Origin of the sequence: Massilia aurea (genome assembly GCF_040790145.1) — a bacterium.
GTDB classification, from domain to species: Bacteria; Pseudomonadota; Gammaproteobacteria; order Burkholderiales; family Burkholderiaceae_D; genus Telluria; species Telluria aurea_C.
The window spans coordinates 98,219-122,430 of record NZ_JBFMMP010000015.1 but is presented as its reverse complement, the minus strand read 5'-3'; the positions used below and the strand labels follow the sequence as shown (position 1 = coordinate 122,430).

At 67.0% G+C, this 24,212-nt stretch carries 21 protein-coding genes and 2 tRNA genes; 10 read left to right on the top strand and 13 right to left on the bottom strand.

Going from position 1 to position 24,212, the window contains the following annotated elements; translation table 11 throughout:
• Positions 1-4 precede the first annotated feature (4 nt).
• Both AB2N08_RS18680 and AB2N08_RS18675 read left to right on the top strand, forming a co-directional pair.
• Positions 5-89, top strand: a tRNA-Leu gene (locus AB2N08_RS18680).
• Between the two features lie 53 nt (positions 90-142).
• Positions 143-227: transfer RNA gene (locus AB2N08_RS18675), tRNA-Leu, on the top strand.
• A 91-nt stretch (positions 228-318) separates the two neighbouring features.
• On the opposite strand, the gene cueR is transcribed toward AB2N08_RS18675, so the two are convergent.
• Positions 319-708 (bottom strand): Cu(I)-responsive transcriptional regulator, encoded by a 390-nt coding sequence (gene cueR, locus AB2N08_RS18670; protein WP_367612395.1) that lies wholly within the window; start codon positions 706-708, stop codon positions 319-321.
• Between the two features lie 115 nt (positions 709-823).
• Here cueR and AB2N08_RS18665 point away from each other — a divergent pair, with 115 nt between their 5' ends.
• Both AB2N08_RS18665 and phaP read left to right on the top strand, forming a co-directional pair.
• Positions 824-1,039 (top strand): hypothetical protein, encoded by a 216-nt coding sequence (locus tag AB2N08_RS18665; protein ID WP_367612393.1) that lies wholly within the window; start codon positions 824-826, stop codon positions 1,037-1,039.
• Between the two features lie 72 nt (positions 1,040-1,111).
• A complete protein-coding gene (phaP, locus tag AB2N08_RS18660) occupies positions 1,112-1,666 on the top strand; it encodes a TIGR01841 family phasin (protein ID WP_367612392.1) in 555 nt (184 codons plus the stop codon).
• A 36-nt stretch (positions 1,667-1,702) separates the two neighbouring features.
• Here phaP and tssA read toward each other — a convergent pair whose 3' ends face one another.
• The 7 genes from tssA to AB2N08_RS18625 all read right to left on the bottom strand — a co-directional run bounded on the left by tssA (position 1,703) and on the right by AB2N08_RS18625 (position 9,109).
• A complete protein-coding gene (gene tssA, locus AB2N08_RS18655; RefSeq protein ID WP_367612391.1) occupies positions 1,703-2,698 on the bottom strand; it encodes a type VI secretion system protein TssA in 996 nt (331 codons plus the stop codon).
• Between the two features lie 14 nt (positions 2,699-2,712).
• Positions 2,713-5,364 (bottom strand): type VI secretion system ATPase TssH, encoded by a 2,652-nt coding sequence (gene tssH / locus AB2N08_RS18650; protein ID WP_367612390.1) that lies wholly within the window; start codon positions 5,362-5,364, stop codon positions 2,713-2,715.
• Positions 5,365-5,375: 11 nt separating this feature from the next.
• A complete protein-coding gene (gene tssE / locus AB2N08_RS18645) occupies positions 5,376-5,864 on the bottom strand; it encodes a type VI secretion system baseplate subunit TssE (protein WP_367612389.1) in 489 nt (162 codons plus the stop codon).
• 73 nt (positions 5,865-5,937) lie between these two features.
• Positions 5,938-6,429: an Hcp family type VI secretion system effector gene (locus AB2N08_RS18640; protein ID WP_367612388.1), complete on the bottom strand. Its 492-nt coding sequence runs from the start codon at positions 6,427-6,429 to the stop codon at positions 5,938-5,940.
• A gap of 42 nt (positions 6,430-6,471) precedes the next feature.
• The gene (gene tssC, locus AB2N08_RS18635; RefSeq protein ID WP_367612387.1) at positions 6,472-7,962 is read right to left on the bottom strand and encodes a type VI secretion system contractile sheath large subunit; all 1,491 of its coding nucleotides are present in this window, start codon (positions 7,960-7,962) and stop codon (positions 6,472-6,474) included.
• Between the two features lies 1 nt (position 7,963).
• Positions 7,964-8,485, bottom strand: a complete 522-nt coding sequence (gene tssB / locus AB2N08_RS18630) for a type VI secretion system contractile sheath small subunit (RefSeq protein ID WP_367612386.1) — start codon at positions 8,483-8,485, stop codon at positions 7,964-7,966.
• 48 nt (positions 8,486-8,533) lie between these two features.
• The gene (locus AB2N08_RS18625; RefSeq protein ID WP_367612385.1) at positions 8,534-9,109 is read right to left on the bottom strand and encodes a tetratricopeptide repeat protein; all 576 of its coding nucleotides are present in this window, start codon (positions 9,107-9,109) and stop codon (positions 8,534-8,536) included.
• A gap of 206 nt (positions 9,110-9,315) precedes the next feature.
• On the opposite strand from AB2N08_RS18625, the gene tssJ reads away from it, so the two are divergent.
• From tssJ to icmH, 3 genes are read left to right on the top strand one after another with little or no spacing between them, the layout of a single operon-like run.
• On the top strand, positions 9,316-9,906 hold the full coding sequence (tssJ, locus tag AB2N08_RS18620) for a type VI secretion system lipoprotein TssJ (protein ID WP_367612384.1): 591 nt from the start codon (positions 9,316-9,318) through the stop codon (positions 9,904-9,906).
• A 54-nt stretch (positions 9,907-9,960) separates the two neighbouring features.
• A complete protein-coding gene (gene tssK / locus AB2N08_RS18615) occupies positions 9,961-11,334 on the top strand; it encodes a type VI secretion system baseplate subunit TssK (RefSeq protein WP_367612383.1) in 1,374 nt (457 codons plus the stop codon).
• Positions 11,331-12,095, top strand: coding sequence for a type IVB secretion system protein IcmH/DotU (gene icmH / locus AB2N08_RS18610; protein WP_367612382.1), 765 nt, complete (start codon positions 11,331-11,333; stop codon positions 12,093-12,095). Before tssK ends, icmH begins: the two co-directional genes overlap by 4 nt.
• A 177-nt stretch (positions 12,096-12,272) precedes the next feature.
• On the opposite strand, the gene AB2N08_RS18605 is transcribed toward icmH, so the two are convergent.
• The 4 genes from AB2N08_RS18605 to AB2N08_RS18590 form a co-directional block, all read right to left on the bottom strand.
• A complete protein-coding gene (locus AB2N08_RS18605) occupies positions 12,273-13,037 on the bottom strand; it encodes an OmpA family protein (RefSeq protein WP_370662437.1) in 765 nt (254 codons plus the stop codon).
• A 1-nt stretch (position 13,038) separates the two neighbouring features.
• On the bottom strand, positions 13,039-13,995 hold the full coding sequence (gene tagF / locus AB2N08_RS18600) for a type VI secretion system-associated protein TagF (protein ID WP_367612381.1): 957 nt from the start codon (positions 13,993-13,995) through the stop codon (positions 13,039-13,041).
• Positions 13,995-17,744 carry a type VI secretion system membrane subunit TssM gene (tssM, locus tag AB2N08_RS18595; RefSeq protein ID WP_367612380.1) on the bottom strand — a complete coding sequence of 1,250 codons (3,750 nt, stop codon included), beginning with the start codon at positions 17,742-17,744 and terminating at the stop codon, positions 13,995-13,997. Before tssM ends, tagF begins: the two co-directional genes overlap by 1 nt.
• A 97-nt stretch (positions 17,745-17,841) precedes the next feature.
• Positions 17,842-18,681, bottom strand: a complete 840-nt coding sequence (locus AB2N08_RS18590; RefSeq protein WP_367612379.1) for a M15 family metallopeptidase — start codon at positions 18,679-18,681, stop codon at positions 17,842-17,844.
• Positions 18,682-18,741: 60 nt separating this feature from the next.
• On the opposite strand from AB2N08_RS18590, the gene AB2N08_RS18585 reads away from it, so the two are divergent.
• The 3 genes from AB2N08_RS18585 to AB2N08_RS18575 all read left to right on the top strand — a co-directional run bounded on the left by AB2N08_RS18585 (position 18,742) and on the right by AB2N08_RS18575 (position 23,488).
• A complete protein-coding gene (locus tag AB2N08_RS18585) occupies positions 18,742-19,452 on the top strand; it encodes a hypothetical protein (protein WP_367612378.1) in 711 nt (236 codons plus the stop codon).
• 87 nt (positions 19,453-19,539) lie between these two features.
• Positions 19,540-21,213 (top strand): VRR-NUC domain-containing protein, encoded by a 1,674-nt coding sequence (locus tag AB2N08_RS18580; RefSeq protein ID WP_367612377.1) that lies wholly within the window; start codon positions 19,540-19,542, stop codon positions 21,211-21,213.
• A 1-nt stretch (position 21,214) separates the two neighbouring features.
• Positions 21,215-23,488 carry a helicase C-terminal domain-containing protein gene (locus AB2N08_RS18575; RefSeq protein WP_367612376.1) on the top strand — a complete coding sequence of 758 codons (2,274 nt, stop codon included), beginning with the start codon at positions 21,215-21,217 and terminating at the stop codon, positions 23,486-23,488.
• Here the strand turns inward: AB2N08_RS18575 and AB2N08_RS18570 are convergent.
• The gene (locus tag AB2N08_RS18570; RefSeq protein ID WP_367612375.1) at positions 23,480-24,208 is read right to left on the bottom strand and encodes a LytR/AlgR family response regulator transcription factor; all 729 of its coding nucleotides are present in this window, start codon (positions 24,206-24,208) and stop codon (positions 23,480-23,482) included. The two genes, AB2N08_RS18575 and AB2N08_RS18570, sit on opposite strands and share 9 nt — an antisense overlap.
• Positions 24,209-24,212: the final 4 nt, after the last annotated feature.

Sequence of the window (24,212 nt, the reverse complement as noted above, 5' to 3'; positions counted from 1 at the left end):
CAGTGCCCACGTGGCGGAATTGGTAGACGCGCATGGTTCAGGTCCATGTGCCGCAAGGTGTGGGGGTTCGAGTCCCTCCGTGGGCACCAAAAGTCTATCTCGTAGCAAGCAGGAAGCAGTACCGTAGTCAGCAGTACGCAGTGCCCACGTGGCGGAATTGGTAGACGCGCATGGTTCAGGTCCATGTGCCGCAAGGTGTGGGGGTTCGAGTCCCTCCGTGGGCACCAAAAAATGTAGTGAGTTTGATGGACCTTGTGTCCCGCAAAACGCCGTAGCCTTCGAAACAGGGTTACGGCGTTTTGCGTTGTGGCGCACGTTTCAGTGCGCCGCCAGGTCATCGAGGATCGGGCATGCCGGGCGCGCATCGCCATGGCACGAGGCCGCCAGGCCCACGAGCGTGCGCCGCATCGCCGCCATCTCGGCGATCTTGCGGTCGAGTTCATCGATATGGGTCTGCGCCAGCGCGCGCACGTCAGCACTGGCCCGGCCCTTGTCTTCCCACAGCGCCAGCAGGTTCCTGATCTGGTCCAGCGAAAAACCCAGCGCCCGTCCGCGGTAAATGAACTGCAGCACCCGCACCTCCTGCTCGCTGTAGAGGCGATAACCGGCATCGGTGCGGCGCGGCGTCGGCACCAGGCCGATCGATTCGTAGTGACGGATCATCTTGGCCGTGACGCCGGAGGCGCGCGCGGCGTCGCCGATGTTCATGGTCGATGGGGTGGACTGCATGGTGTTCTCCGGTCGTGGTTCATTGGCGAGCTTACACCTTCCCACCATGGGAAGCACAAGTGTCCGCTTGACTTGGGGGCAGGAACGGTCGAGCATGGGCGTCATGCAGATTCTTCGCCCTGCCGCTCTCGGGGCGGCGCTCATCTTCGTCCTGTCCTCCAGCCTGGCAGCGCCGGCGCCGTATTATCAATACCGCAGCAAGCTGACCGGTGAACTGGCCTGTTCCCCGACGCCGCTTGGCGAAGGCTGGGTCAGGTCAAACGGGCCCTACCGAGACGCGCGTTGCGAAAAACGTATCGTTGTTAAATAATGAACGTGGAAGACGACGTTTGTCTGCCATAGTTCAGCTTCCAATAACAGCAAATCCACTGAGGAGACACCCATGTTTACCAGCCCGGAACAGTTTGCCAACGCCACAAAAACCTTGTTCGACCTGCAAATGCAGACCTTCAATGCGCTGGCCGGCAAGACGGTCAAGGGCGTCGAACAGGTCGTCGCCCTGAACATGAACGCCGCCAAGAACACGATGGACAGCACGCTGCAGGCGGGCCGCGACATCGCCCAGGCCGGCAATCCGAAGGCCGCATTCGAGACGCTTTCCGCGCGCATGCAGCCGGGCGCCGGTGTGACCAACGCCGCCGAGTACACGACCCAGCTGAAAGCCATCATCGACGACATGCACAATGAATTTCGCGGCGCGGCCGATGCACATGCCACCGAAGCGAAGAACACCCTGTCGGCGCTGATCTACGACGTCACCCAGAACGTCAAGCCGGGGTCGGAGAACGCGGTGGAGATCATGAAGTCGGCGATCGAGAATGCCTTCAAGGGCTATGAACAGGTGACGGCGGCCACGCGCCAGGCAGTGCAGACGGTCGAAGAGCAGTTCCAGCGCGCCAGCACCATCGTCACGCCCGGCGGCGGCAAGCAAGGCTGAGCGCCATACCTTCGCCCGCCCGCACAGCCCGGCGCATCACGGCGCCGGGCGTTCCACCGCTTCAATCCCCAGCAAGTCTTCCAGCCGCGCCAGCGACACCTCATCCTTGATCACCGAACGCAGCCAGGCATGCAGTGGCTGCTCGCCCCAGCGCGCCGCTTTCTCGGCCAGATACGCCACGGGACTGTGCGGCTCCGTCCGGCGGAAAAAGTCGGCGACCTGGCGCAACTGGGCCAGCGCCTGGTCGCGGTGCTGGACCGGGCCGTCAATCCGCAGCGGCATTGCCAGGGCGATAGCGCCGCCCTGCCCCGCGTTCGCCGGCGCGCTGTGGGTCACGGCCGCCGGCAAGCCCAGTGAAACCAGGTCGATGACGTCGCGCAGCGCCGTGCGGCCCACGCTGACACTGGGCCCGTCGTTGCCGAGCTGCGCGTCGACCACCCGTTCCAGCTCGTCCAGCGCGGCGACGCACGCCTCGCACTCGGCCAGCAGCGCCCCAACGAACGCGCTCTTGCTGCGCGCGCGCAGCGTCTCCAGTTCGGCCACCGCGTCCGGCCCGCGTACGCGCGCCACTTCCCACGCTTGCAGCGTCACCGCGCCGCCCTCGACCAGCGCGACGCCCTTGGCCAGCGGCGCCACGCGGTGCGCCAGCCAGGCCAGGATGCCGATGCGCCGCTCAAAACCGTCTTCGTCGGCCTGCGGATGCACGCCGTCCCAATAGCGTTCGCACAGCGCGGCCACCAGGCCCAGGCCCTCGGCCAGGCCGCGCATGCCGCCGGTCCTGGCATTGGCTTCGGCCAGCCACACGGCCAGTTGCAGATCCTTGCTGCGCGTTTCGATCAGCGACGCACAGCGTTTGCCGACGAACTTCCAGTCGGCTTCCTTCAGCGCCGTGACCCAGGCGCCCTGCTCCAGCGACGGATCGTCCGCCAGGCGTGCACGGGCGATCTCGTCGACTTCGGGCGCGAAGGCCAGGTCGGCCCCGCAGGGATTGTCGGGCGCAATCGGTTTGAGGAGGGATTCGATATCGAGCATGATGTCTCCGCAGGTCAGGTCGGAACCGGTTCGATCAGGTATTTGAATTTGCCGGCGCGGGTGGCGCCGACCTTCACGCGCGCGATGGCGCCGCCTTCCATCATCCGCGCCAGCACGCTGTCGGCAATTTCGGGCAGCAGCGTGCCGTTCAGGATATTGTCGACGTTGCGCGCGCCGGAATCGACTTCCGTGCAGCGGCTGAGCACTGCCGTCACGAGGGCGTCGTCGTACTCGAAGCTGGCCTTGTGGTTGGCCAGCACGCGCGCGCCGATGCGCTGGAGTTTGAGCCTGATGATATTGGCCAGTACCTCGTCGCCGATCGGATAGAACGGCACCACCGTCAGGCGGCCCAGGAACGCCGGCTTGAAATGCTTCATCAGGCTTGGGCGCAGCGATTGCGCCAGTTGCTCCGGCGTGGGCATGTCGGCCGCCGGCTTGTTCAGGCACGCAGCCATCAACTGGCTCGAGCCGGCGTTCGAGGTCAGGATGATGATCGTGTTCCTGAAATCGATTTGCCGGCCTTCGGCGTCGTCCATCACGCCCTTGTCGAACACCTGGAAGAACATCTCCAGGACGTCCGGGTGGGCCTTTTCGGCTTCGTCGAGCAGCACGACACTATAAGGATTGCGCCGCACCGCTTCGGTCAGCACGCCGCCTTCGCCGTAGCCGACATAGCCCGGGGGCGAGCCTTTCAGGCCAGAGACGCTATGCGCTTCCTGGTACTCGCTCATATTGATCGTGATGAGCTTGCGCTCGCCGCCATACAGGATGTCGGCCAGCGCCAGCGCCGTTTCGGTCTTGCCCACGCCCGACGTGCCCACGAACAGGAACACGCCCTTCGGCTTGTTCGGATCGTCGAGATTGGCACGCGCCGTGCGCACGCGCTGGGCGACGACGCCGCTCGCATGCCGCTGGCCCAGGATGCGCTCGTCGAGCATGGATTGGAGATTGACGACGGTACGGATTTCATCCTTGACCATGCGCCCGAGCGGGATGCCGGTCCAGGCGGCGACGATCTCGGCGACCGTGTGGCCGTCGACCTGTACCGGCACCAGGGGCGTTTCGCCCTGCAGCGCGCGCAGGCGTTCGCCGAGCGCGCGCAATTGGGCGCTGCCGCTACCCACCGCACCCGGCCCCGCCGCTTCGAGTTGCGAGCGCAGCGTGCCGATCTGGCCGGCCAGGATTTGCTCTTCGGCCCAGCGGGCCTGCAGCGCTTGTTGCTCGGCCGCCGACTCGGCACGCGCCTCGCCCAGCGTCGCCAGCACCTGTGCATGATCGCCCCCGGCGCAGGCGTCGCGTGTCAGAGCGCTTGACCGGGCGTCGAAGCGCTCGATGCGGCGTATGCAGTCTTCCAGCAGCGCCGGGGTAGCGCTCTGGCCCAGCGCCACCTTGGCGCAGGCGGTATCGAGCACGCTGATCGCCTTATCTGGCAACTGGCGCCCGCTGATGTAGCGGTGCGACAGGCGCACGGCCTCGGTGATGGCGTCGTCGTAGACGCGCACGCCGAAGTGCCGTTCCATCAGCGGGGCCATCGCGCGCAGCATCGCGCTGGCCGTTTCTTCATCGGGCTCTTCGACCTTGATCACCTGGAAGCGCCGCGCCAGCGCCGCATCCTTCTCGAAGTATTTCTTGTACTCGCCCCAGGTGGTGGCGGCGATCGTTCGCAGCTCGCCCCGCGCCAGCGCGGGCTTGAGCAGGTTGGCGGCATCGTTCTGGCCGGCCGTACCGCCCGCGCCGATCATCGTGTGCGCTTCGTCGATGAACAGGATGATCGCGTGGGCACTTTGCTTGACCTCCTGTATCACATTCTTGAGGCGATTTTCGAACTCGCCCTTCACGCTGGCGCCGGCCTGCAGCAAGCCCATGTCGAGCGTGTGGATCTCGACGCCCTTCAGCACATCGGGCACGTCGCCCTGCGCGATGCGCAGCGCCAGGCCTTCGACGACAGCGGTCTTGCCCACGCCTGCTTCGCCGGTCAGGATCGGGTTGTTCTGGCGCCGGCGCATCAGGATGTCGATCGCCTGGCGGATCTCCATGTCGCGCCCGATGACCGGATCGACCTTGCCGTCGCGCGCGCGCTGGGTGAGGCACGTCGTGTACTGATCGAGGGCCGGCGTGGCGCGTGCCTGCGTCAGCTCCGACGCAGCGTCGGTGCCTTCTTCGGGCATGCCCGGCGCAGCGTCCAGCTGCTCGTTCGAGCCGCGCGTCAGGCGCTCCGGATCGTGCTTGAGGCGATCGAGCGGAAAGCGCGCAAACAAGGGCGAGGCGCGCTGCGCCAGCTGCGCCAGCGATGGCTCGGTGAGCAGCGCCAGCACCAGGTGGCTGCTGCGAATCCGGGGCGGCCCGCCGGCGCCGAGCGAGGCGATCAGCCAGGCATGCTCGAACAGCAGTGGCAGGTGGCGCGAAAACACGGGCGTGCGCGCGCTGCCGGTGGCAAAGCGCGCCACTTCGCGCCGCAGGTCGGCTTCGAGACCCGTCAGGCTGATGTCGCAGTTGCGCGCAATCGCCGCCAGGTCGCTGCCCGGCTGCTCGATCAGGCCCAGGAACAGGTGCTCGACGTCGACCTCGTACTGGCCCAGCCCGACGCAGATGCTGGCAGCGCGCGTGGCGGCGGCGCGGGTGGTGTCGTTCAGCTTCGAGATGAGCGTCTTGAGATTGATGTCCATCGTGCCTCCGGTCAGGTGGTGTCGCGGCTTTTGGCGGGCCGGACGGAGCGGTTGATGTCGTAGTGCAGCGACGACGGTTGCAGCACCGCGTTGAAGTTGATCGTCTCGCGCTGGCCACCCAGCGCCAGGCGCGCGTGGATCGCGAACTGCAGGCGATTGACGTCGCCCGCACCCGCCTCGAGCACGGCACGCACCTCGGACAGGCGCGGTTCGTGGGCGGCGATCGCCGCTTCGATGCTGGCGCAGACGGCGTCGCGGTCGCTGCTGCTTGTCAGGCAAAACCCCGCGAAGTCGACCAGGCCGTAGTGCAGCAGCGACGCGCGCGCATGCGGGTAGCCGGCCAGGTGGAATGGATCGATCGCGATGCGGGTATTGAGCAAGGCTTCGAGGTCGCGCGCGACGCTGTCCTTGAAACCTTCCATGCTCACCGGCGTGCCGGGCGCGACGTCGCGGCGCTCGTCCATCAGGCGATCGAGCAGGCCAGGCGTGAAGCCGTTCATGGTGTCTCCGAGGGGATGTTGAAGCGAACACGCGGCGGCGCGCAGCCGCCGCGTGGAAAGCGGCGGGCGCCGCTCAGACGACCTTGTTGGCCGCCAGGTCCCAGCCGCCTGAGGTGTTGCCGCCGGCGCCGCCGGTCACCTTCTGCTGGGTGTACTTCCACTTGATCTTCGAGAACTTGAGGCCCACCGCTTCCTGGATGATGCTGCCTTCGGCGACGCTCGGCTTGATGCCGCCGATCAGCACGTTCTCGAGCTCGATCTCGAAGTACTTGATGCGCTCGCCCTGGCCATCGGCGCGCATGAATTCCAGCTTGGCCTTGGGGATGGTCTTGCCGGCCGAGCAGGTCTGCAGCAGGATGGGCGAAGCCAGGTCGGCGAGCTTCGTCAGCGCGATTTCCTGGTGCTCGCAACGCTCGGCGGTGTGGCCGCCGCCGGTCGAGGCGGTGGCCGAGCGCGGCTGGCTCACGCCCCAGTTCACCGTGGTGCACTCGATCCAGTCCTTGTGCTTGTCATCTTGCGACTCGCCTTTGATCCCGTCGATCTGCAGGTACACGTCAATTGCCATGTTCTACTCCAAGTATGATTAAAACGTCGGTTGGGAAAATTGTCAGCTTTTGGTCGATTGCGGCAACTCCGCGACCAAACGGAGCGAAACGGACAGCTCGTCGAGCTGGAAATGCGGGCGCAGGAACGACACGGCGCGGTACACGCCGGGCCGGCCCGGCACCTCGGAAACCTGCACGCTGGCCTCGCGCAGCGGGAACTGCGCTTTCTGGTCCTGGCTCGCGTTATCGTCGAGCAGCACGTATTGCGTAAGCCAGCGATTCAGGTAATCCTCGACATTGGACGCTGCCGCGAAACTGCCGATCTTGTCGCGCATCATGGATTTCATGTAGTGCGCTATACGCGACACTGCAAAGATGTATTGAAGTTGCGACGACAGCACTGCATTGGCATTGGCGGCCTCGTTGTTGTACTTGCGCGCTCTCTGCGCCGACTGCGCACCAAAAAAGGCTGCGTACGAGGTGTTCTTGCAGTGCACGAGCGAGATAAAGCCCAGGTCCGACAGCTCTTTCTCGCGGCGGTCGGTGATCGCCACCTCTGTCGGGCATTTCAGCGCCACCTCGCCTTCGTCGGTCTTGAAGGTGTGGGTCGGCAGGTTCTCGACCAGGCCGCCGCCCTCGACGCCGCGGATCGCCGCGCACCAGCCATAATCCTCGAACGCGCGCGTGAGGCGGGCGCCGAACGCATACGCCGCGTTGCACCACAGGTACTTGGAATGGTCGCTGCCGTCGACGTCTTCGACATAATTGAAGCCTTCGGTGGTCATGCCGTCGGCCGGGTGGTATGGCAGGCGGCCCAGGAAGCGCGGCAGCGTCAGGCCCACGTAGCGCGCGTCTTCGGTTTCCCTGAACGCCTTCCATTTTGCGTACTCGACGGTGTCGAACACCTTGGCCAGGTCGCGCGGCTTGCCCAGGTCGCCGAAGCTTTCGACGCCGAACAGTTCGGGGCTGCTCGAGGTAATGAATGGCGCATGGCTGGCGGCGGCCACGTGCGACATCTGTTCGAGAAAATAGATGTCTTCGGGCTGGCGCGAGATGTCGAAGTCGCCGATCAGCGTGCCGTACGGCGCGCCGCCGAAGGTGCCGAATTCTTCTTCGTAGATCTTCTTGAACATCGTGCTCTGGTCGAACTCCATCGCCGACTGGAAGTCTTTCACCAGCTCGCGCTTGGACGCGTTGAGCATGCGGATCTGCAGGTTCGCGCCGGTCGTGCTGTTCTTGACCAGGTATTGCAGGCCCGTCCAGCTGCGCTCGAGCTTCTGGAATTCGGGCGCGTGCATCACGGCGGATAACTGATCCGAGATCATGCGGTCGAGTTCGGCCAACCGGGCGTCGATCGTGGCCGACAGGTTCGACGACATCACCATCGTGCCCTGCATGACCTGGCTGACCAGCTCCGAGATCAGGTCGCGCGCCCGCGCGTGCTCGCTGCTGGACGTGGCCACGCGGCTTTGTGCGACGATCTGGTCGAGCAGCGACGCGTCCAGTTCGGGGGCGCTTGCGGGCGCCTTGATTGTGTCGAGAACTGCAGCCATCTCAACCCTCCTCGCTTGAACCGGTGTTGCCATTGTGCTTACGCAGGCCGTCGAGCTTTTCGGTATTGCCCAGCACTTCGGTCAGGATGTCTTCCAGCTTGTCGTTCCCGGCCAGCTTGTTGCGCAGGTCGGCCAGCTTGGTGCGCGCTTCGAGCAGCCCGGCCAGCGGCGCCACCTGGCGCACCACCGATTCGGGCCGGAAGTCGGCCATCTCGCGAAACTGCAGCTGCACGGCGAATTGCCCGCCCTCGGGCGACAGATGATTCTCGACCTTGAAGGTGGCCACCGGCGCCACGCCACCCAGGACTTCGTCGAAATTGCCCGCGTCGATGCTGACGAACTTGCGGTCCTTCAGGCGCTTTTTTTCAAGCTGGGGATCGGTACCGAAGTCGCCGACCACGCCGACCACGAAGGGCAGCTCCTTGTTTTCAATGGCGTCGCCGATCTCGACGTCATAGGTCATCTGCACGCGCGGCGCGCGTACCTTTTGCAAGCGTTTTTGTACGCTCTCGTTCTTGGCCATGGCAGCTCCAGTAAAGGGATGAAATGACCGGCAGCGCCGGCCAGTGCGTTATTTCAGGACGTCGAACGGGCTGCCTCTCGATGCTGCAGGCTTGGCGGGCGCCGCCACCGCCGGCTGGGTCGGCGTCTTGCGGATGGCTGGCCGCGAGGCCGGGCGCGCACTGACCAGGACTTCTTCGCCCAGGCTGGTGCGCAGCAGCCTGGCCAGGTCTTGCGCTTCGCTGCGCACCGAGCCTTGCAGGTTGTTCTTGCGGGTCAGGTCGGCCAGCGCCTTGCTGGCCACGCGCAGGCCGCTGACGGCCAGGATGCTGTAGGCCAGCGTGTCATCGGGGTCGCGCGCCAGTGCTTCCTGAGCGCTGCTGATCGCCTCGCCATACTGGTTGGCGTCGAACCGGATCTGGGCCATGCGCACCCACGGTTTCTTGTCGACGGGATGGGTCACGCTGGCCGATTTCAGGAGCGTGATCGCTTTCTCGGTCTGGCGGGCCGCCAGCGCCGCATCGGCTTCGGCGTAGATGTTCTCGGATACGGCGGCGCGCCTGGCGCCCGTGCTCGTATCATCGGTGGCGCACCCACCCAGGGCGACGGCGCCGATCAGGATGGGTAACAGTCGTTGGCGAATCATGTTCGGCTCTCCGGTAGGTAGACAAGCCACCATTATTCGCATCGAGCCCCGCGCGAAGTTGCGCACTGTCAATGGCAAGCGAATTCAGCAAAGAGGTGTGGGATCGCTGTGCGAACGCGCTTCGCTTTGCGTTGGCGCAGCGTATCCGGGCGTGAAACGGATTCAATCCAACGTTGGTGCCCGAGAAAAGTGCCAAGGAGAATCAGATGAGGACCGGAATCACGACGAGCCAGCGGTGCGCCCTGCTCGCTCTCACCGCCACAGTGGCCGGCTGCGGGGGTGCCGCGCTCGCACCGCTGGCGGGTGTAGCGCTGGAAGCGGCTGGTTTGCGCAAGCCAGCCGCGCTGCCCGAATCGCAAAAGCCGCCGCGCAACGTGCCGCTGCGGATGCACGCGGCCACGCGCCTGAATCTGAACGAGCGCGGCCAGCCGCTGGCCCTCGCGGTGCGCCTGTACAAGCTGCGCCAGAAGGATGCGTTCGAGGGCGCGCCCTACGCCGCCTTCCTCGATCCGCAGCAAGAGCGCGAGCGCCTCGGCGCCGACCTGGTCGACGTGCGCGAAATCATGCTGGTGCCGGGCCAGCGCTACGAGATTACCGAAAAAGTCGCGCGCGAAGCGGGCCATGTCGGCATCGTGGCGCTGTTTCACAACCCGGCGGCCGGGCGCTGGCGCACGACGATCAGCAGCGCGGATGCCGAGCGCGACGGCGTCAACATCGGCTTGCACGCGTGTGCGATGAGCGTGGCGGGCGGACCCGTCAATGCATCGGCTGCGCTGGCGTCTGTGCGCTGTGAATAAATTCCAAAAACTTTCCTGCAAGCTAAACATTTTCGGACACCGAGCGAGGCCGACGTGAGCATGCCATCCAAGGTCTTATGGGACGAGGGATTGTTCCTGCGGCCCCAGCATTTCCAGCAGCAGGAGCGCTACCACGAAGCGCGCCTGAACCAGACCGCCTGCGCGCTGCACCCGTATTGCTGGGGCGTGCGCAAGATGACGGTCGATCTCGATGCGCTCAAGAGCGATGTGCTGCGCATCGAAGAGCTCTCGTTGCTGTTCCCCGACGGTGAGGTGTACCGGGCGCCCGATGGCGACATGCTGCCGCCGCAAGTACGCCTGGGCGACCTGCCGCCCGACCTGCAAACCGTGACCTACCACGCCGCCCTGCCCGCGCTGCGCAGCCATGGCGAGAACTGCGCGCCCGGTGTCGACGACGCGCCGGACGAGGTCGGGAGCGACCTGCGTTTCGCGCGCTTTGATCGCGAAACGCTTGACCTGTACAGCAGCGCGGCCGAAGCGCCGGTGACCTATCTGCGCAAGGCGCTGCGGCTGGTGGCCGACGGCGAAGCGCTCGAAGCGTACGAGAGTTTTCCGCTGCTGCGCCTGCGCCGCGTGGCCACCGGCGGCTTCGAACCAGACCCCTGCTTCATTCCACCGAGCCTGTCGATCGACGCGGTGTCCAGTCCCGGCGTCGGCCTGTATGGCGGACTGGCGCGGCTGATGGAAAAACTGCTGGCCAAGGTGGCGGCGCTGTACGGCGACCTGCGCGAGCCGAGCCGCAACGTGGTCGAGATTCGCGGCGGCGACGTCTCGTCGTTCTGGCTGCTGCACACGGCCAGCGCCGGCTATGCGGCGCTGGCCCATTACCTGCACCATCGCGATCTGCATCCCGAACGCCTGTATGGCGCGCTGCTGCACCTGGCCGGCGGGCTGATGACCTATTCGCGCAGCTACCGGCTGGAAGACCTGCCCTCCTACGTCCACGCCGACCCGGGCCCGCAGTTCGCGCGCCTGGACGGCATCATCCGTGACCTCCTCGACACCGTGATTTCTTCCCGCTACTTCACCATCGCCCTGCACCGCGACCGGCCGTCGTACTACCACGGCGCGCTCGACTCGGGCCGCATCAATGCCCAGACCACGCTGTACCTCGCGGTGGCCGCCGACCTGCCGGCGCTGCGCCTGGTCGAGGCGGTGCCGCTGCAATTCAAGGTCGGCTCGCCCGAAGACGTCGACAAGTTCGTGCTCTCGGCGCTACCGGGCGTGAAGCTGCTGCACGCGCCGCAGGTGCCCAGCGCGATTCCCGTGCGGCCCGATACCTACTACTTCGTGCTCGATGCGCGCGGTGCGCTGTACGAGGCGATGCTCAAGTCGCAGGCGATCTCGGTGTACGTCCCCAACGGGCTACGCGAACTGCGGCTCGAACTGATCGCGGTGTCGGCATGAGCGCGTTCATCGAACGCCGCGCCGCGGCCAAAAGCGACACCGGACAGCGCGCCGTTCGCACGCAGCGCCTCAGCGACATCATGTACGAGGGGTTCTATGCGCTGTTCCTGCTCAAGACCGGCTGCGGGCCGCAGGACAAGGGCGCCTTTGCCGACAACATGACCAGCTTCCTCGGGGACGTCGACCGCAACGCCAAGGCGCTGGGGATCGCCGCCGAGGATATCCTGGCCGCCAAGTACGCGTTCTGCTCGGCAGTCGACGAAATCATCCTGCGCTCGACCTTCGACGTGCGCGAGGCGTGGGAAACGCGGCCCCTGCAACTGCGCGTGTTCGGCGACCAGCTCGCCGGCGAGCACTTCTTCCACCGGCTGGAAGACCTGCGCGCGCGTGGCGAGAAACAGGTCGAGGCGCTCGAGGTCTTCCATATGTGCCTGCTGCTGGGCTTCCAGGGCCGGTATGCGCTTGACGGCAAGGACAAGCTGGATTACCTGGTGGCGCGCCTGGGCGACGAGATCGCCCGCATGCGTGGCCGCACGCGCGGCTTCGCGCCGCATGCCGGGCGGCCCGACCAGGTGGTCAACCGGTTGCGCAGCGACTTGTCGCTGTGGGTGCTGGGGGCGGTGTTCACGGTGGCCGGGCTGGGCGCATACGTGGGGTTCCGGACGGTGCTGGGCAACGACACCGCATACGCGCTGGCGCACTACAACGACCTGGTGAAGCTGCCGCCGAAAGCGGCGAATGTGACGATCACGTTGCCGTAGGATGGCCGGCAGCTTTGGCCTGCTGCCCTAAAACGTCGTTCCAGCGAAGGCTGGAACCCAAGTCCGGCGCGGGCCATAATAGCCTTTTCGGCCAGGCACTTAACTTGGGTTCCAGCCAAGGCGCCCGGCGAGGGCGGGAACGACGTGCTGATGGTACTGGCCGGCGTGTTGGCGCGCCTACTGGATCACCTTGAACTCGATGCGCCGGTTGCGCGCCTTGCCCTCCGGCGTGCGGTTATCGGCCACCGGCCGGTCGGGCCCTTCACCCGACACCGCGATCGACTCGGCCGCGATGCCCTGCCCCACCACGTATGACTTCACGGCCTCGGCCCGTGCCTGGCTCAGCGACAGGTTGCCGGCGCGCGAGCCGGCGTTGTCCGTATGGCCGATCACCTCCACCTTCACGCCCTTGAGCTTGTGCAGCGCCGCCGCCATCCCGTCCAGCACTGCCGTGCCACCAGGTGTCAGGGCCGCCTTGCCCGATTCGAATTCAATGATGCGGTCGGCCAGCGCCGCGTCGAGTACACCCTGCTGCGACGTCTGCACGCGCAAGCCGTTGTTGACCGTGTAGGTCGGGTTCAGGCTCGCCGCGATGTCGCCCGCGATCTGCTGGCGCTGGCCCTCGTTGGCCACGTCGCCGCGCAGGCTGACGTTGTTGCCGTCGACTTTCAGCTGGCCGCTTTTTACCAGGCGCAGGTTCGGGCCGATGAGGCGCGTGACGTAGGCGCTCCAGCTGGCAGGCGTCGACACGGTGCCAACCGACAGCTGGTCGACCACGCGCGCCGCGCCATACACGCCGCGCAGGCGTTCGAGCAGCGCCGCCTTGGTCGCTTCGTCAGCCACGGTGCCGGTGACCAGCACCGGCGCTTCGGTCTGGGCGTACGCCGCGCCATGCATCAGGCCCACGAATCCCAGCATTACGGTCAGGGTGCGAGGTGTCATGTCAGGCTCCGATAAAGGTTTTCATGAACAGCTCGCGCGCCAGCGCCAGCGGCAAGTCGGGCTGGGCCAGCTGGCTGGCCAGGGCGCGCACGTCGGCGTCGAACTGCAACGGCTCGTCGATCCAGGCCGTGTGATGCAGCCGCACCTGCAGTTCGGCGCCCACCAGCGGATCGATCATGGCACGCAGCGTCTCGGCCAGCGCGGCGCAAAAACCGACCACCAGCACCGGCTGCTCATCCTGGTGCGTGATGAACAGCGCCAGGTCGAAGCCGGCGCGGTGCAGGAACGGCGCGATCAACCCGAGCCAGAAGGCCGCTACCGGATAGCGCGCCGCCGCGTCCTGCGGCAGCGGCAGCACCAGAGACTTGTCGAGGGTGTTCGGCTGGCTGTGCATCACCGGCTGCAGCAGCAGGCCAAGCGCCAGCACCAGGCGCGACACACCACTGCCGCCACAGCCACCAAGGAGCGCGTCGAGCGAGCCGACCGTGCTGGCGTCGACCCAGCGCGCGTAGTCGTTCTCATCGCCCAGGCCGATCGCGCTGTCGGCGATCGCCTGCAGGTACGCAGCGGGATCGGGTTCGGCCAGCACTTTCGGGCAGATCTCTGCGAGGAACTCCCATAGTGGTGCGAATGCGACCGGACAATGCGCCACGAACGCGGCCGGGTCAGTCACGGCCAGCGTGCGCGTGGCCAAAAAGGGAAAGCGCCGGCCCGACTGGTCGTGGCTGGCCAGCAGGTGGCCGGCCACCGCGTGGTGGCGCGCCGGGCCGACCAGGGCAAACGAGAGTGGCGCCATGGCGTCGTAGTGAAAGCGCCAGCGCGCGTCCGACGGCAGCAGCGTCATCACCTGCGCCAGCCAGGCGTCGAGCATGCTGATCGCGGCCGGGTCGTGCGCCAGCTTGACGAAGTCGGCGCGGGCCGGCAGCTTGCCGAAATAACCGATCCGGTCGGGGCGCATCACTGGCCTCCCGTGCTGGCCAATGCCGGTGCAGCCGGCGCGGTCGGTGGCGTTGCATCGTAGCGGCCGACGATCGCCGGCGGCAGGCGCATGCCCCGGAAGCCCTGCCCCTGCGCCTGCCCGCTGCCGCCCGATTGCGCACTGCTGACGATCTTCAGGTCCACCGCCACCGTCACGTTATTGGCGCTCCAGCGCAGCTCGAACACGCCGCCCTCCTTGCGCGTGCGCTGGGCCGATTCGAACAGGCGCTGCAGCCCGAACTGGCCCGGCTGATTGAACAATTCCACCGTGCGGCCGTCGAACGTGACGGCCGAGACGCGCGCGCCCGACACGCCCTGCGGCCCCGGATGCACCATATTGCTCCAGCTGGGCGGCGTGTTGCGGTAACGGAGCTGCTGGCCGTCGATCTCCAGCGTGTATTCGAGCGTGCCGGGCGCCGTCAGTGGCAGCACCTGGAACACGGTCTGCGCCGCCGTGCCGGCCGCCACGCCATTGTTCGACAGCGGCGCGACCCAGGCCGGGAACGCCGCCACCGCCTGCGGCGCGAGCGAAATCCCGATGTCGGCCCAGGTGCGCGCGGCCAGCACGTCGCCGCGCCGCACCACGAGCGGTCCCATGGACGTATTGACGAACCTGGCTACCGCACCCTCGGGCCCGAACACCTGGCCGATCTCGCCCGGCGTGGCCTCGACGCTTGCCCCCTGCGCGAACGGATACTTGGTCGCCAGCGTGCGCGTGAACGGCTCCACGACCTGCGCCTGCCAGGTCTTGTTGATCTCGGCCTCGGACGGCAGCACGATCATCGCGAAGGTCTGCGTCAGCGGGCGCACCAGCAATGGCCGCAGCGCGCCCTTCTGGCTGTCGCTCATCCCGGTGAGCATCTGCTCGTCGACATAGCGCAGCGCCTCGGCCAGTTCCGAGCCGGTACCCTCGAGCGTCTGCTGCATGAACTGCTTGGCGCCCGGCCCCGGGTCGCCCTGGTTTTTCAGCGCGTTCAAACGCGTGCGCAGGCGCGACAGGGCATCGAGGTAACCGGTCATCAGGGACGCTTCCTTTTCTTTTGCGCCGACGAGGCGCGCCACGCCGGCGAACTCGCGCCCGATCGGCCCCGCGCTTTGCGGCCCTCCCATCAGCTGCGCGGGATCGATCGTGTCGGCCAACGTGCGCGCGTCGGCCGGCGCCTGGCGCAGGATCTTTTGCTTGATCCAGTCGGTGACGCCCCGTTCGGTCCTGGTTGCCGGTGCGCGCAGCCCGCCCGGATTGTCCCAGGCCGTCTCTTCGTAGATCGTGCGCAGCAGCTTGGCGATGGGCGAGGATTGCGGGTCGCCCAGGCGGTTCATGGCCTGTACGCTGCCGTCGAAGCCGCGCAGGTCGGTGATCGCCACGCCCTGCACGAACTTGACCCACTCGCGCGCGTAATCGGCCTTGTACAAATCCACCAGCGCTTTCTGGATCTGTTCCGGACTGCCCTCGAGCGTGAGGTCGTCGCGCGCCGTGGTCTTGAGCACCCAGTCGACGGTATTGAGTTCACGGTTCGAGGCGTCGCGGATCGCGCCCAGCACGAACTTGTCCCAGGCCGCGCGGGTGAATGCGCCGCTGACCGCATGGCTGCCGGCCACCAGGGGGCTATCCTGTTCGCCGACGATGCGCGCCACCGTCACCGCCGGGAAGCGCGTCGCGGCGCGTGTCTTGATGTCGGCGTACACGCGCTCGCGCGCCGGTGTGCCGCGCACCACGCGCCGCAGGTGCTCGCGGGTGGTGTCGAGCAGGCCCAGTTTGAGCGTCATCTGCGGCCAGGCCGGGTCGTTGATGTGGGCCAGGTGGAAAGTCAACAGGCGCTCGGCGCTGCGGATCATCTGCTCGCGCGGCATCGCGCCGCGGTTCGCCTCCAGCCAGCCGCGCCAGTAGCGCGTGAGCTGGTCGTTCAGGTGCCCCGGCTCGGCGTGGGTTTTATCGTCCAGCATCAGGTAGGTCTTGAGCGCGTTGTAGGCGTCGCCGACGTTCGAGGGCGACGCGTCCTGGTAGGGCTGGCCGGGTTTAGGCGCCGGCGTGGCGGCCTGGCGCGACGGGTCGAGGCTGGCCGCGTTGTTGTTCACTTCCGTGAGCATGGTCTCGAGGGCGCTCGTCACAGGTTCGACCATCACCGCGCGCACGCCGGCGAAGTATTCGTCGCGCAGCTTGCGCGCCAGCGCGTCGCCCTGGTACAGGCCGAAGCCCAGCGCCCACGGCTTGTCCTGGCTGTAGCCTTCGAGCTGCTCGATGCGGTCTTGCAGGATGTCGAGCGCTTCCAGGCGCGATTGCAGGTCGATGCGCCCGGCCTGCAATTTGCTCACCTTGTCGAGGTCGGCCTGTACATTGGCCACCAATTGGCGGTTGCCCATGTACGCCCACGACCAGCCGCCCATCGCGCAGCCGAGCAGGATGGTGGCGCCGAAGAACAGGCCCAGCTTCCAGCGCGCCGCCGACGGATTGGTGTAGCGCTTGACCAGGTCGCGGTCGGCGAAGATCACCTTGCGAAACAGGCCGAGCAGAAAGTAGCCCGACTGCTCGGCGGCCGGCTCGGCCACCGCGCCCTTGCGCTCAGCAAGGGCCAGGTCGAAGCGGCTGGCCACCCGCCGGCTCGACAGGTCTTGCACGCTGCCTTCCTGCAGCGCGCTGGTGAAGTAAAAGCCGCGAAACACGGGCTTGAACTGGTAGGTGTTTTCCTCGAACAGCGTGGCCAGGAACGCGCGCAGCGGCGTCTTGATCGCCGCGAATTCGAGCGGGAACGTAAATACCCCGGCGCGCAAGGTGGTGCTGCGGTTGGCGCCCATGCCGGCCAGGCTCATTTCCTTCAGGCCGTCGACCAGCTCCTCGAACTGCTCGTCGAAAAAGGCCAGCACGTCCTGCGGCGCGCTGCGGCGGTTGTAGCGCAGCGTGGCGCCCCAGATGCGTTCGCGCTCGGCCTGTTCGCTGCCATGAAAAAAGTCGAGGAAGCCGGCCACCAGGTCGACCTTGGTAAACACGACGTACACCGGCGGATGCACACCAAGGCGTTCGGTGAGTTCCTGCACGCGGGTGCGCAGGTTCTTGGCCAGTTCGTGCGATGCGGTGGCCGGGCCGGCGACCAGTTCGGCCACGCTCACGGCGATCAGGATGCCGTTGATCGGCGCGCGCTGGCGATGGCGGCGCAGCAGGTCGAGAAAGCCGAACCACTCGTCGCGGTCGTCGTCCTGCACCGAGTAGCGCCCCGCCGTATCGAGCAGGATGCCGTCGGTCGTGAAGAACCAGTCGCAGTTGCGCGTGCCGCCCACGCCCTGCAGCGCCTTGTTGCCGGGGATCGGGAACGTCAAGCCCGAACGCGCGATGGCACTGCTCTTGCCTGCCGCCGGATTGCCGATGACCATATACCACGGCAGTTCGTACAGCGCCGCCGCCCCGCGCGTCAGGCCCAGCTTGGACGTCTTGATCGTGCTGACCGCTTCGAGCAGGTGCTTGCGCAGCACGGCCACTTCGCCCTTGCCGGTATCGATCTTCGGATCGACCTCGGAGATCGCCGACGCCAGCCGGCTGCCTTCGCGCGCGCGCCAGGCGCGCCGGATCGTCCAGCCGATGCCCCAGCAGCCGAGCAAGGCCAGGCCAACGATGGCGGCCCACACGATGGCGATGTCCAGCGCCACGGCGCCGAGCACCAGCAGCGCCGCGACGGCGACGACACCGATCAGTATCAGCACGCGGCTGTCGGTTACGAACTTCCAGAATCGTGCCATGGCGGGGCCCAGGTCCGTTGAAAAAAGAGTCTCACAGGAAATGCTCGCATGCGCATCGCAGCCGTCGTTTGACAGGGCGCAACACGGTCCACATGGCTCACCTCTGCATTACCCCGCGCAGGCGTAGTTCAGTGTGGCCAAAATCCATCATCTTCCAGCGCCCGCCCCAGGTCAGCCCCAGCGACTCGGCCACCTGCCCGTACAGTTGATAGCCGCGCATGGCCCACGGATCCCGTTCCGAGATCACCAGCTTGCCGTCGCGCAGGAAAGCGCAATCGCCCGCCAGCCCGTACTGGTGCCAGCTCTGGAACGCGCGCGCATTGGTGACGTTGCTGCCGCTGGCCGCCAGCGCATCCTGGCGCGCCGGGCTTCGGTAGCCTTCGAGCAGCGCCATCTCGTAGCCGTGCTGCTCCCGCATGATCTTGAACGCCAGCAGCAGGCGCGCACTGAAATCGGGATGCAGCAAGCCCCAGTTGCGGCTGGCACCCACGAGCATCGGCCGCACCAGTTCGACTTCGGCAGTGGTAAATGTGTCGGGCGGCAGCGACACGGGCGGCACCAGCTGTTCGCCGGCCAACAAGGCTGCCACCTGCTCGTCGGGCATGGCGGCGCTGCCTTCGTACACCGGCAGCATGGCCGGATTGCTCAGCGCCAGCGCGAGCAGGGACGGAATCAGGATTACCGGCGCGCCGATGGCGACCAGCACCCGATGCCGGCGCACCGTGCACACCACGCGCTCGCGCACGGCCAGCGCGGCGGCGTCGCGCGCTGCGTGCAAGGCGCGCCCGCCCGCATGGCGCTTGGCGCCGGTACGCTGCGCCAGCGCGCGCAGGCCGCCGATGCTGCGCGCTGCCAATGCGCGACCCGTCGGGAAAAGTGCAAGCCAGATCAGGCCGGATGCGCCACAAACGTACAGAAGCGCGATAAAAATCAGCATCGGTACCTCCAGGATTGTTTCTAATCGGAACTAGAAAAATCCAATCTTAGGAGTGCTGCCGTGCGTCCACCCGACGAAAATCAAGCGAACCCCACAGAGCCGCACCTGCGGCCCAATCTGATGTCGTCGGCGCGGCGCGGGGGCAACGAGGACAGCATCCTGGCCAAGCTCGAGCGCGAGCCGGCGCGGCGCAGCGCAGCCGGCGCCAGCGGCGTGCGCCTGGCCTGGTACGGCGGCGCCGTCGCCCTCGCGATCGGACTGACGGGCGCCCTCGCCTGGCTCGCGGCCGGCCAGGACGGCCCGCCGCCGCTGGAGGTCGCGCGCGCCGAGATCGCGCCGCTCGTCCTTGCAGCCGACGAACCTGCCGCACCGATGGCGACCGCCACGATCGTCGATGCCGCGCCGGAGCCGCTGGCATATGCGGCGCCGCCGGTGACCACGGCCGACGTATTGCAGCACCCGGTGGCGCCGCCGCTGCGCCTGCTGAAACCGGCCGATGCCCGGCCAGCGGCGAGCAAGCCGGCCCGGCCTGCGGCGGCAGCCGAGCGCAGCGTGGCAAAAGCGCCACCCCGCGCCCGCGCACCCACGTCCCGCCAGGCGGCGCGAACCGCAAAAAATACCGGCCCGGCGCGTGCACCCGACACCCCCGACAGCGATGTCGCCCTGATCTCGGCCGTCATCTATCACGCCAATGGCCACGCCACGCCCGAGTTTGATGCCGGGCCGGAGCGCTGCGCCGACGACGCCTGTCGTCCCCGCCCAACCCGCTGACTATTAACGCCACGATCGCGCCGAAACTGCTGGATTCCTCGCCCGCCGGGGCTTATACTGTACATAAGCACAGTAAAGCAAGCGGTCATGATCAGGGTGTTGCCAAACGAGTTTTATTATCTGGACAATTTCCAGCGCGTTCTCGACTGGATCGGCGAACGCTATGCCGACCTGCTCGATGCGCACGAACGCGCCTTCCTGGCCGCCTTTCCCGCCCTGCCGCAGCCGGCGCGCGCGCTGTTCGTGCGCATGGTCATGCGAAAAGGCACGCTGTTCCGTGCCAGCAAACTGAACTATGCCGAGATCGGCTGCCCGGTCGAAGCGGCCGGCCACCTGCTCGGCACCGGCTGGATCGAAGCCGATCCCGCACTCTCGCTCGACGAACTGTTCGACCTGCTGTCCAAGCCCGAAGTGGCGCAGGCCTTTCCGCATCTGCGCCAGAAAAACGCGCGCAAGGGCGATCTGCTCGAAACCTTGCGCGCCGATGGTGCCGATGGTGCCGATGCTGCTTCTCTGCGCCGCTTTTCTCACTGGTATGGCGACTGCCCCGACGTCGCCTGGCGCATCCTCGTCAAGCCGCTGTGCGACCGCCTGCGCCTGGTTTTCTTCGGCAACCTGCGCCAGGGCTGGACCGATTTCGTGCTGTCCGACCTGGGTCTGTATCGCTACGAACAGATCGACATCTCCCCCGCCTCGCGCGGGTTTCGCCAGCGCGCCGACATCGACCACTACATCCTGCTGCATGCCTGTCGCGAGCGTTTCGCGGCCGGCGAAGCGGTCGAGGATGTCGTGCGCGACCTGCCCGAGCACGCGTTCGACAACGACTGGCTCGCCAGCCGCCGCGAAAAGCTCGTGTTCCAGATTGGCCAGCACTACGAAAAGCAGAAAGACTGGGATGGCGCTTTCGCCGCTTACGCGCGCTGCCGCTATCCCGGCGCGCGCGGCCGCGCCATCCGTGTACTGGAAAAACACGAGCGCTTCGACGACGCGTATGCCCTGTTGACCCAGGCCCAGGCCGCGCCCGAAAACGACGCAGAGCGCCAGCACCTGGCCCGCATCGCCCCGCGCCTGGCGCGCCGTCTCGGCCATGCGCGCCTTGGCCGCCTGCCGAAAGCCGACGTGCAGCGCATCGACCTGTGCCTGGCGCCCCCGAACGGCGAGCGCTGGGTCGAGGGCGCCGTGCGCGACCACCTGGCGCAAGAGCACGCGCCCGTGTTCTACGTCGAGAACGCGCTGGCCAATACACTGTTCGGCCTGCTGTGCTGGCGCGCCATCTTCGCCGCCATCCCCGGCGCCTTTTTTCACCCGTTCCACCGCGGCCCGGCCGACCTGTACAGCGCCGACTTTCATGCGCGCCGCCTGGCCGAATTTTCCGCCTGCTTCGCCGAGCTCGATTCCGGGGCCTATCGCGACACCATCCGCGCCACCTACCTTGCCAAGGCCGGCCTGCAGTCGCCGTTCGTGCACTGGGACGGCATCAGCCTCGAGCTGGTCGAGCTGGCCCTGGACTGCATCCCGGCCGCGCACCTGCGCAAATGGTGCGAGAGGATCCTGGCCGACGTGCGCGAAAACCGCACGGGCTTTCCCGACCTGATCCAGTTCTACCCGCGCGAACGCCGCTACACGATGATCGAAGTGAAGGGCCCGGGCGACCGCCTGCAAGATAACCAGCTGCGCTGGATCGAGTACTGCGCCGCGCACGCCATGCCGGTGACCATGTGCTACCTGGCGTGGGAGCTGGCGCCGGAGATGGCAGCCTAGTTTGTCCCTTGCCTACACCATCGCCGTGCGCGCCCTGTGCGAATTCACCGCCAAGGCCGGTGACCTCGACCTGCGCTTCACGCCCTCGCCCAGCGCCCAGGAAGGCATCGCCGGCCACGCCGTCGTCGCCGCGCGCCGTGGTGACGGCTATCGCGCCGAACTGCCGCTGTCGGGCGAATGGAACGGCCTGCGCGTGCGCGGGCGTGCCGACGGCTACGACGAGGGCGAAAACCTCATCGAAGAAATCAAGACCCACCGCGGCCGCCCCGAATCGATCCCCGACAACCACCGCCACCTGCACTGGGCGCAGGTGCGCGTCTATGGCCACCTGCTGTGCCAAGAGCGCGGGCTGGCCTCTGTGAACCTCGCCCTCGTCTACTACGACATCGGCAGCGGCGTCGAGACCGTGCTGCGCGAGCAGCGCGACAGCGCCTGGCTGCAAACGCATTTTGCCGGCCTGTGCGAACGGTTTTCCAGCTGGGCGGAGAAAGAAAGCGCGCACCGCGCCGCGCGCAACGACGCGCTGACCCACCTGCGCTTTCCGCACGCCGACTTCCGCCCCGGCCAGCGCCACCTGGCCGAGAGCATCTACCGCGCCAACACGAGCGGGCGCTGCCTGCTCGCGCAAGCCCCCACTGGCATCGGCAAGACGGTCGGCAGCCTGTTCCCGACCCTGAAAGCCATGCCGCAGCAAGGCATCGACAAGGTGTTCTTCCTGGCCGCGAAAACACCGGGCCGGCGCCTGGCGCTCGATGGCGCGGCCAGGCTGTGCGCCGCCACGGCCACGCCGCTGCGCGTGCTGGAACTGACCGCGCGCGACAAGGCGTGCGAGCACCCCGACAAGGCGTGCCACGGCGAAGCGTGTCCGCTGGCGAAGGGTTTCTATGACCGCCTGCCGGCCGCGCGCGCCGCTGCCGCCGAGGTGCTGGTGCTCGACCGCGAAGCGCTGCGCAGCGTGGCCCTTGAACACGACGTCTGTCCGTACTACCTGGGCAGCGAAATGACGCGCTGGGTCGATATGGTGGTCGGCGACTACAACTATTATTTCGACGGCGGCGCGATGCTGTACGCGCTGGCCCAGGCCAACGGCTGGAAGGCCAGCGTGCTGGTCGACGAAGCGCACAACCTGGTCAATCGCGCGCGCTCGATGTACAGCGCCGAACTGGATCGCGAGCTGCTGCGCGCCGCGCGCGCCGTCGCGCCGCCCGCGATCAAGAAGGCGCTCGAGCGCGTCGGCCGCGCCTGGACGAACGTCGACAAAGCCGCGCCGGCGCCGTACCAGCTGCTCGAATCGATGCCGTCGAAACTCGTCGACGCGCTGCAGGAAGCGTCCAGCAGCATCAACGAACACCTGGCCGCATTTCCCGGCCCGCTCGAACCGGACCTGCAGCGTTTTCACTTCGACGCCCTGCAGTTTGCGCGCCTGGCCGAGTCGTTCGGGCCGCACTCGCTGGTGGATCTGGCGCGCGACGCCGACCGCCCCACCCTGCGCGACTCGACGATCTGCATCCGCAACGTGGTGCCGGCGCCGTTTCTGGGCCCGCGCTTTGCCGCGTCGCATTCGAGCACGCTGTTTTCGGGCACGCTCGGCACCTGGCAGTACTGCACCGATACGCTTGGCCTGCCGGCCGACACGGCCTGGGTCGAGGTGGATTCGCCGTTCACGGCCAGCCAGCTCGACGTCCATATCGCGAAGGGCATCTCCACGCGGTACCAGGCACGCGCCGCGTCGGTCCAGCCGATCGCCGCACTGATCGCCCGCCAGTACCACGAACGCCCCGGCAACTACCTGGCCTTCTTCAGCAGCTTCGATTACATGGACCAGGTGGCGAGCGCACTGGCCAGGCTGGATCCGGGCGTGACAGCCTGGCGCCAGGAGCGCCGCATGAGCGAGACCGCGCGCCAGGGCTTCATCGACCGCTTCGTCGTCGGTGGGGCGGGCGTGGGCTTTGCGGTGCTGGGCGGCGCGTTCGGTGAAGGCGTCGACTTGCCGGGCGAGCGCCTGATCGGCGCGTTCGTCGCCACGCTCGGCCTGCCGCAGGTGAACCCCGTCAACGAGCAGCTGCGCGAACGGATGCAGACGCTGTTTGGCGCCGGCTACGACTACACCTATCTGTACCCGGGCATCCAGAAGGTGGTGCAGGCGGCCGGCCGCGTGATTCGCACCGAGCAGGATCGCGGCGTGGTGTGGCTGATCGACGACCGTTTCGCGCAGCCGGGCATCCGCGCGCTGATGCCGGCGTGGTGGGAGCTGGGTGCCCAGAATCTACGTTAGCAGCTCGCGGATGCGCTGGTACCCGCTGCGGCTGATCGGCAGCCTGACGCTGCTGCGCAGCACGGCGCAGTGGTTGTCCTTGCTGACCGGTTCGATGCGCGCGATCGCGCCCAGGTTGACGATGTGCGAACGATGAATGCGCACGAAGATGGCGGGATCGAGCTGCGCTTCCAGCTCCGCCAGGCTGCCATGCTTCAGATACTGCTTGCCTTCCGCGCACACAGCGACGTAGTCGTCCTGCGCCTCGATGTAGTCGACGCTGCCCGTTGCCACCACGTGCACGCGCGCGCCGTCGCGGATCAATATGCGCTCGATCGGGTTGTGGCGCGCCGCTGCCTCTTTCACCACCGCGCCGATCTGCGCCGGCTGTGGCGCCCGAGAGCGCGCCTGCGCCAGCGCTTCGTCCAGGCGCGCGCGTGAAAATGGCTTGAGCAGGTAATCGATCGCATGCACCTCGAACGCGCGCAGCGCGAACTGATCGTAGGCAGTGGCGAAGATGTAGTGCGGCTTGCTGCCGGCCAGTTCGACCACCTCGAAGCCGTCGAGCTTGGGCATCTGGATGTCCAGAAAAACCAGCGCGGGATCGAGTTCGGCGATTGCCTTGACCGCTTCAAAGCCGTTGGCGCATTCGCCCACGATCTCGACGTCCACGTGCGCCGTCAGGTATTCGCGCAGCACGGCGCGCGCCAGGTGTTCATCGTCCACGATCAAAACGCGCATCACC

Coding starts and splice junctions, on each gene's coding strand:
- tssA (WP_367612391.1), bottom strand. CDS start 2,698: ATGCTCGATATCGAATCCCTCCTCAAACCGATTGCGCCCGACAATCCC.
- AB2N08_RS18590 (WP_367612379.1), bottom strand. CDS start 18,681: ATGCTGATTTTTATCGCGCTTCTGTACGTTTGTGGCGCATCCGGCCTG.
- tssE (WP_367612389.1), bottom strand. CDS start 5,864: ATGAACGGCTTCACGCCTGGCCTGCTCGATCGCCTGATGGACGAGCGC.
- AB2N08_RS18665 (WP_367612393.1), top strand. CDS start 824: ATGGGCGTCATGCAGATTCTTCGCCCTGCCGCTCTCGGGGCGGCGCTC.
- phaP (WP_367612392.1), top strand. CDS start 1,112: ATGTTTACCAGCCCGGAACAGTTTGCCAACGCCACAAAAACCTTGTTC.
- AB2N08_RS18580 (WP_367612377.1), top strand. CDS start 19,540: ATGATCAGGGTGTTGCCAAACGAGTTTTATTATCTGGACAATTTCCAG.
- tagF (WP_367612381.1), bottom strand. CDS start 13,995: ATGCGCCCCGACCGGATCGGTTATTTCGGCAAGCTGCCGGCCCGCGCC.
- tssC (WP_367612387.1), bottom strand. CDS start 7,962: ATGGCTGCAGTTCTCGACACAATCAAGGCGCCCGCAAGCGCCCCCGAA.
- cueR (WP_367612395.1), bottom strand. CDS start 708: ATGAACATCGGCGACGCCGCGCGCGCCTCCGGCGTCACGGCCAAGATG.
- AB2N08_RS18640 (WP_367612388.1), bottom strand. CDS start 6,429: ATGGCAATTGACGTGTACCTGCAGATCGACGGGATCAAAGGCGAGTCG.
- AB2N08_RS18625 (WP_367612385.1), bottom strand. CDS start 9,109: ATGATTCGCCAACGACTGTTACCCATCCTGATCGGCGCCGTCGCCCTG.
- tssB (WP_367612386.1), bottom strand. CDS start 8,485: ATGGCCAAGAACGAGAGCGTACAAAAACGCTTGCAAAAGGTACGCGCG.
- AB2N08_RS18570 (WP_367612375.1), bottom strand. CDS start 24,208: ATGCGCGTTTTGATCGTGGACGATGAACACCTGGCGCGCGCCGTGCTG.
- AB2N08_RS18605 (WP_370662437.1), bottom strand. CDS start 13,037: ATGACACCTCGCACCCTGACCGTAATGCTGGGATTCGTGGGCCTGATG.
- tssM (WP_367612380.1), bottom strand. CDS start 17,744: ATGGCACGATTCTGGAAGTTCGTAACCGACAGCCGCGTGCTGATACTG.
- icmH (WP_367612382.1), top strand. CDS start 11,331: ATGAGCGCGTTCATCGAACGCCGCGCCGCGGCCAAAAGCGACACCGGA.
- tssJ (WP_367612384.1), top strand. CDS start 9,316: ATGAGGACCGGAATCACGACGAGCCAGCGGTGCGCCCTGCTCGCTCTC.
- tssH (WP_367612390.1), bottom strand. CDS start 5,364: ATGGACATCAATCTCAAGACGCTCATCTCGAAGCTGAACGACACCACC.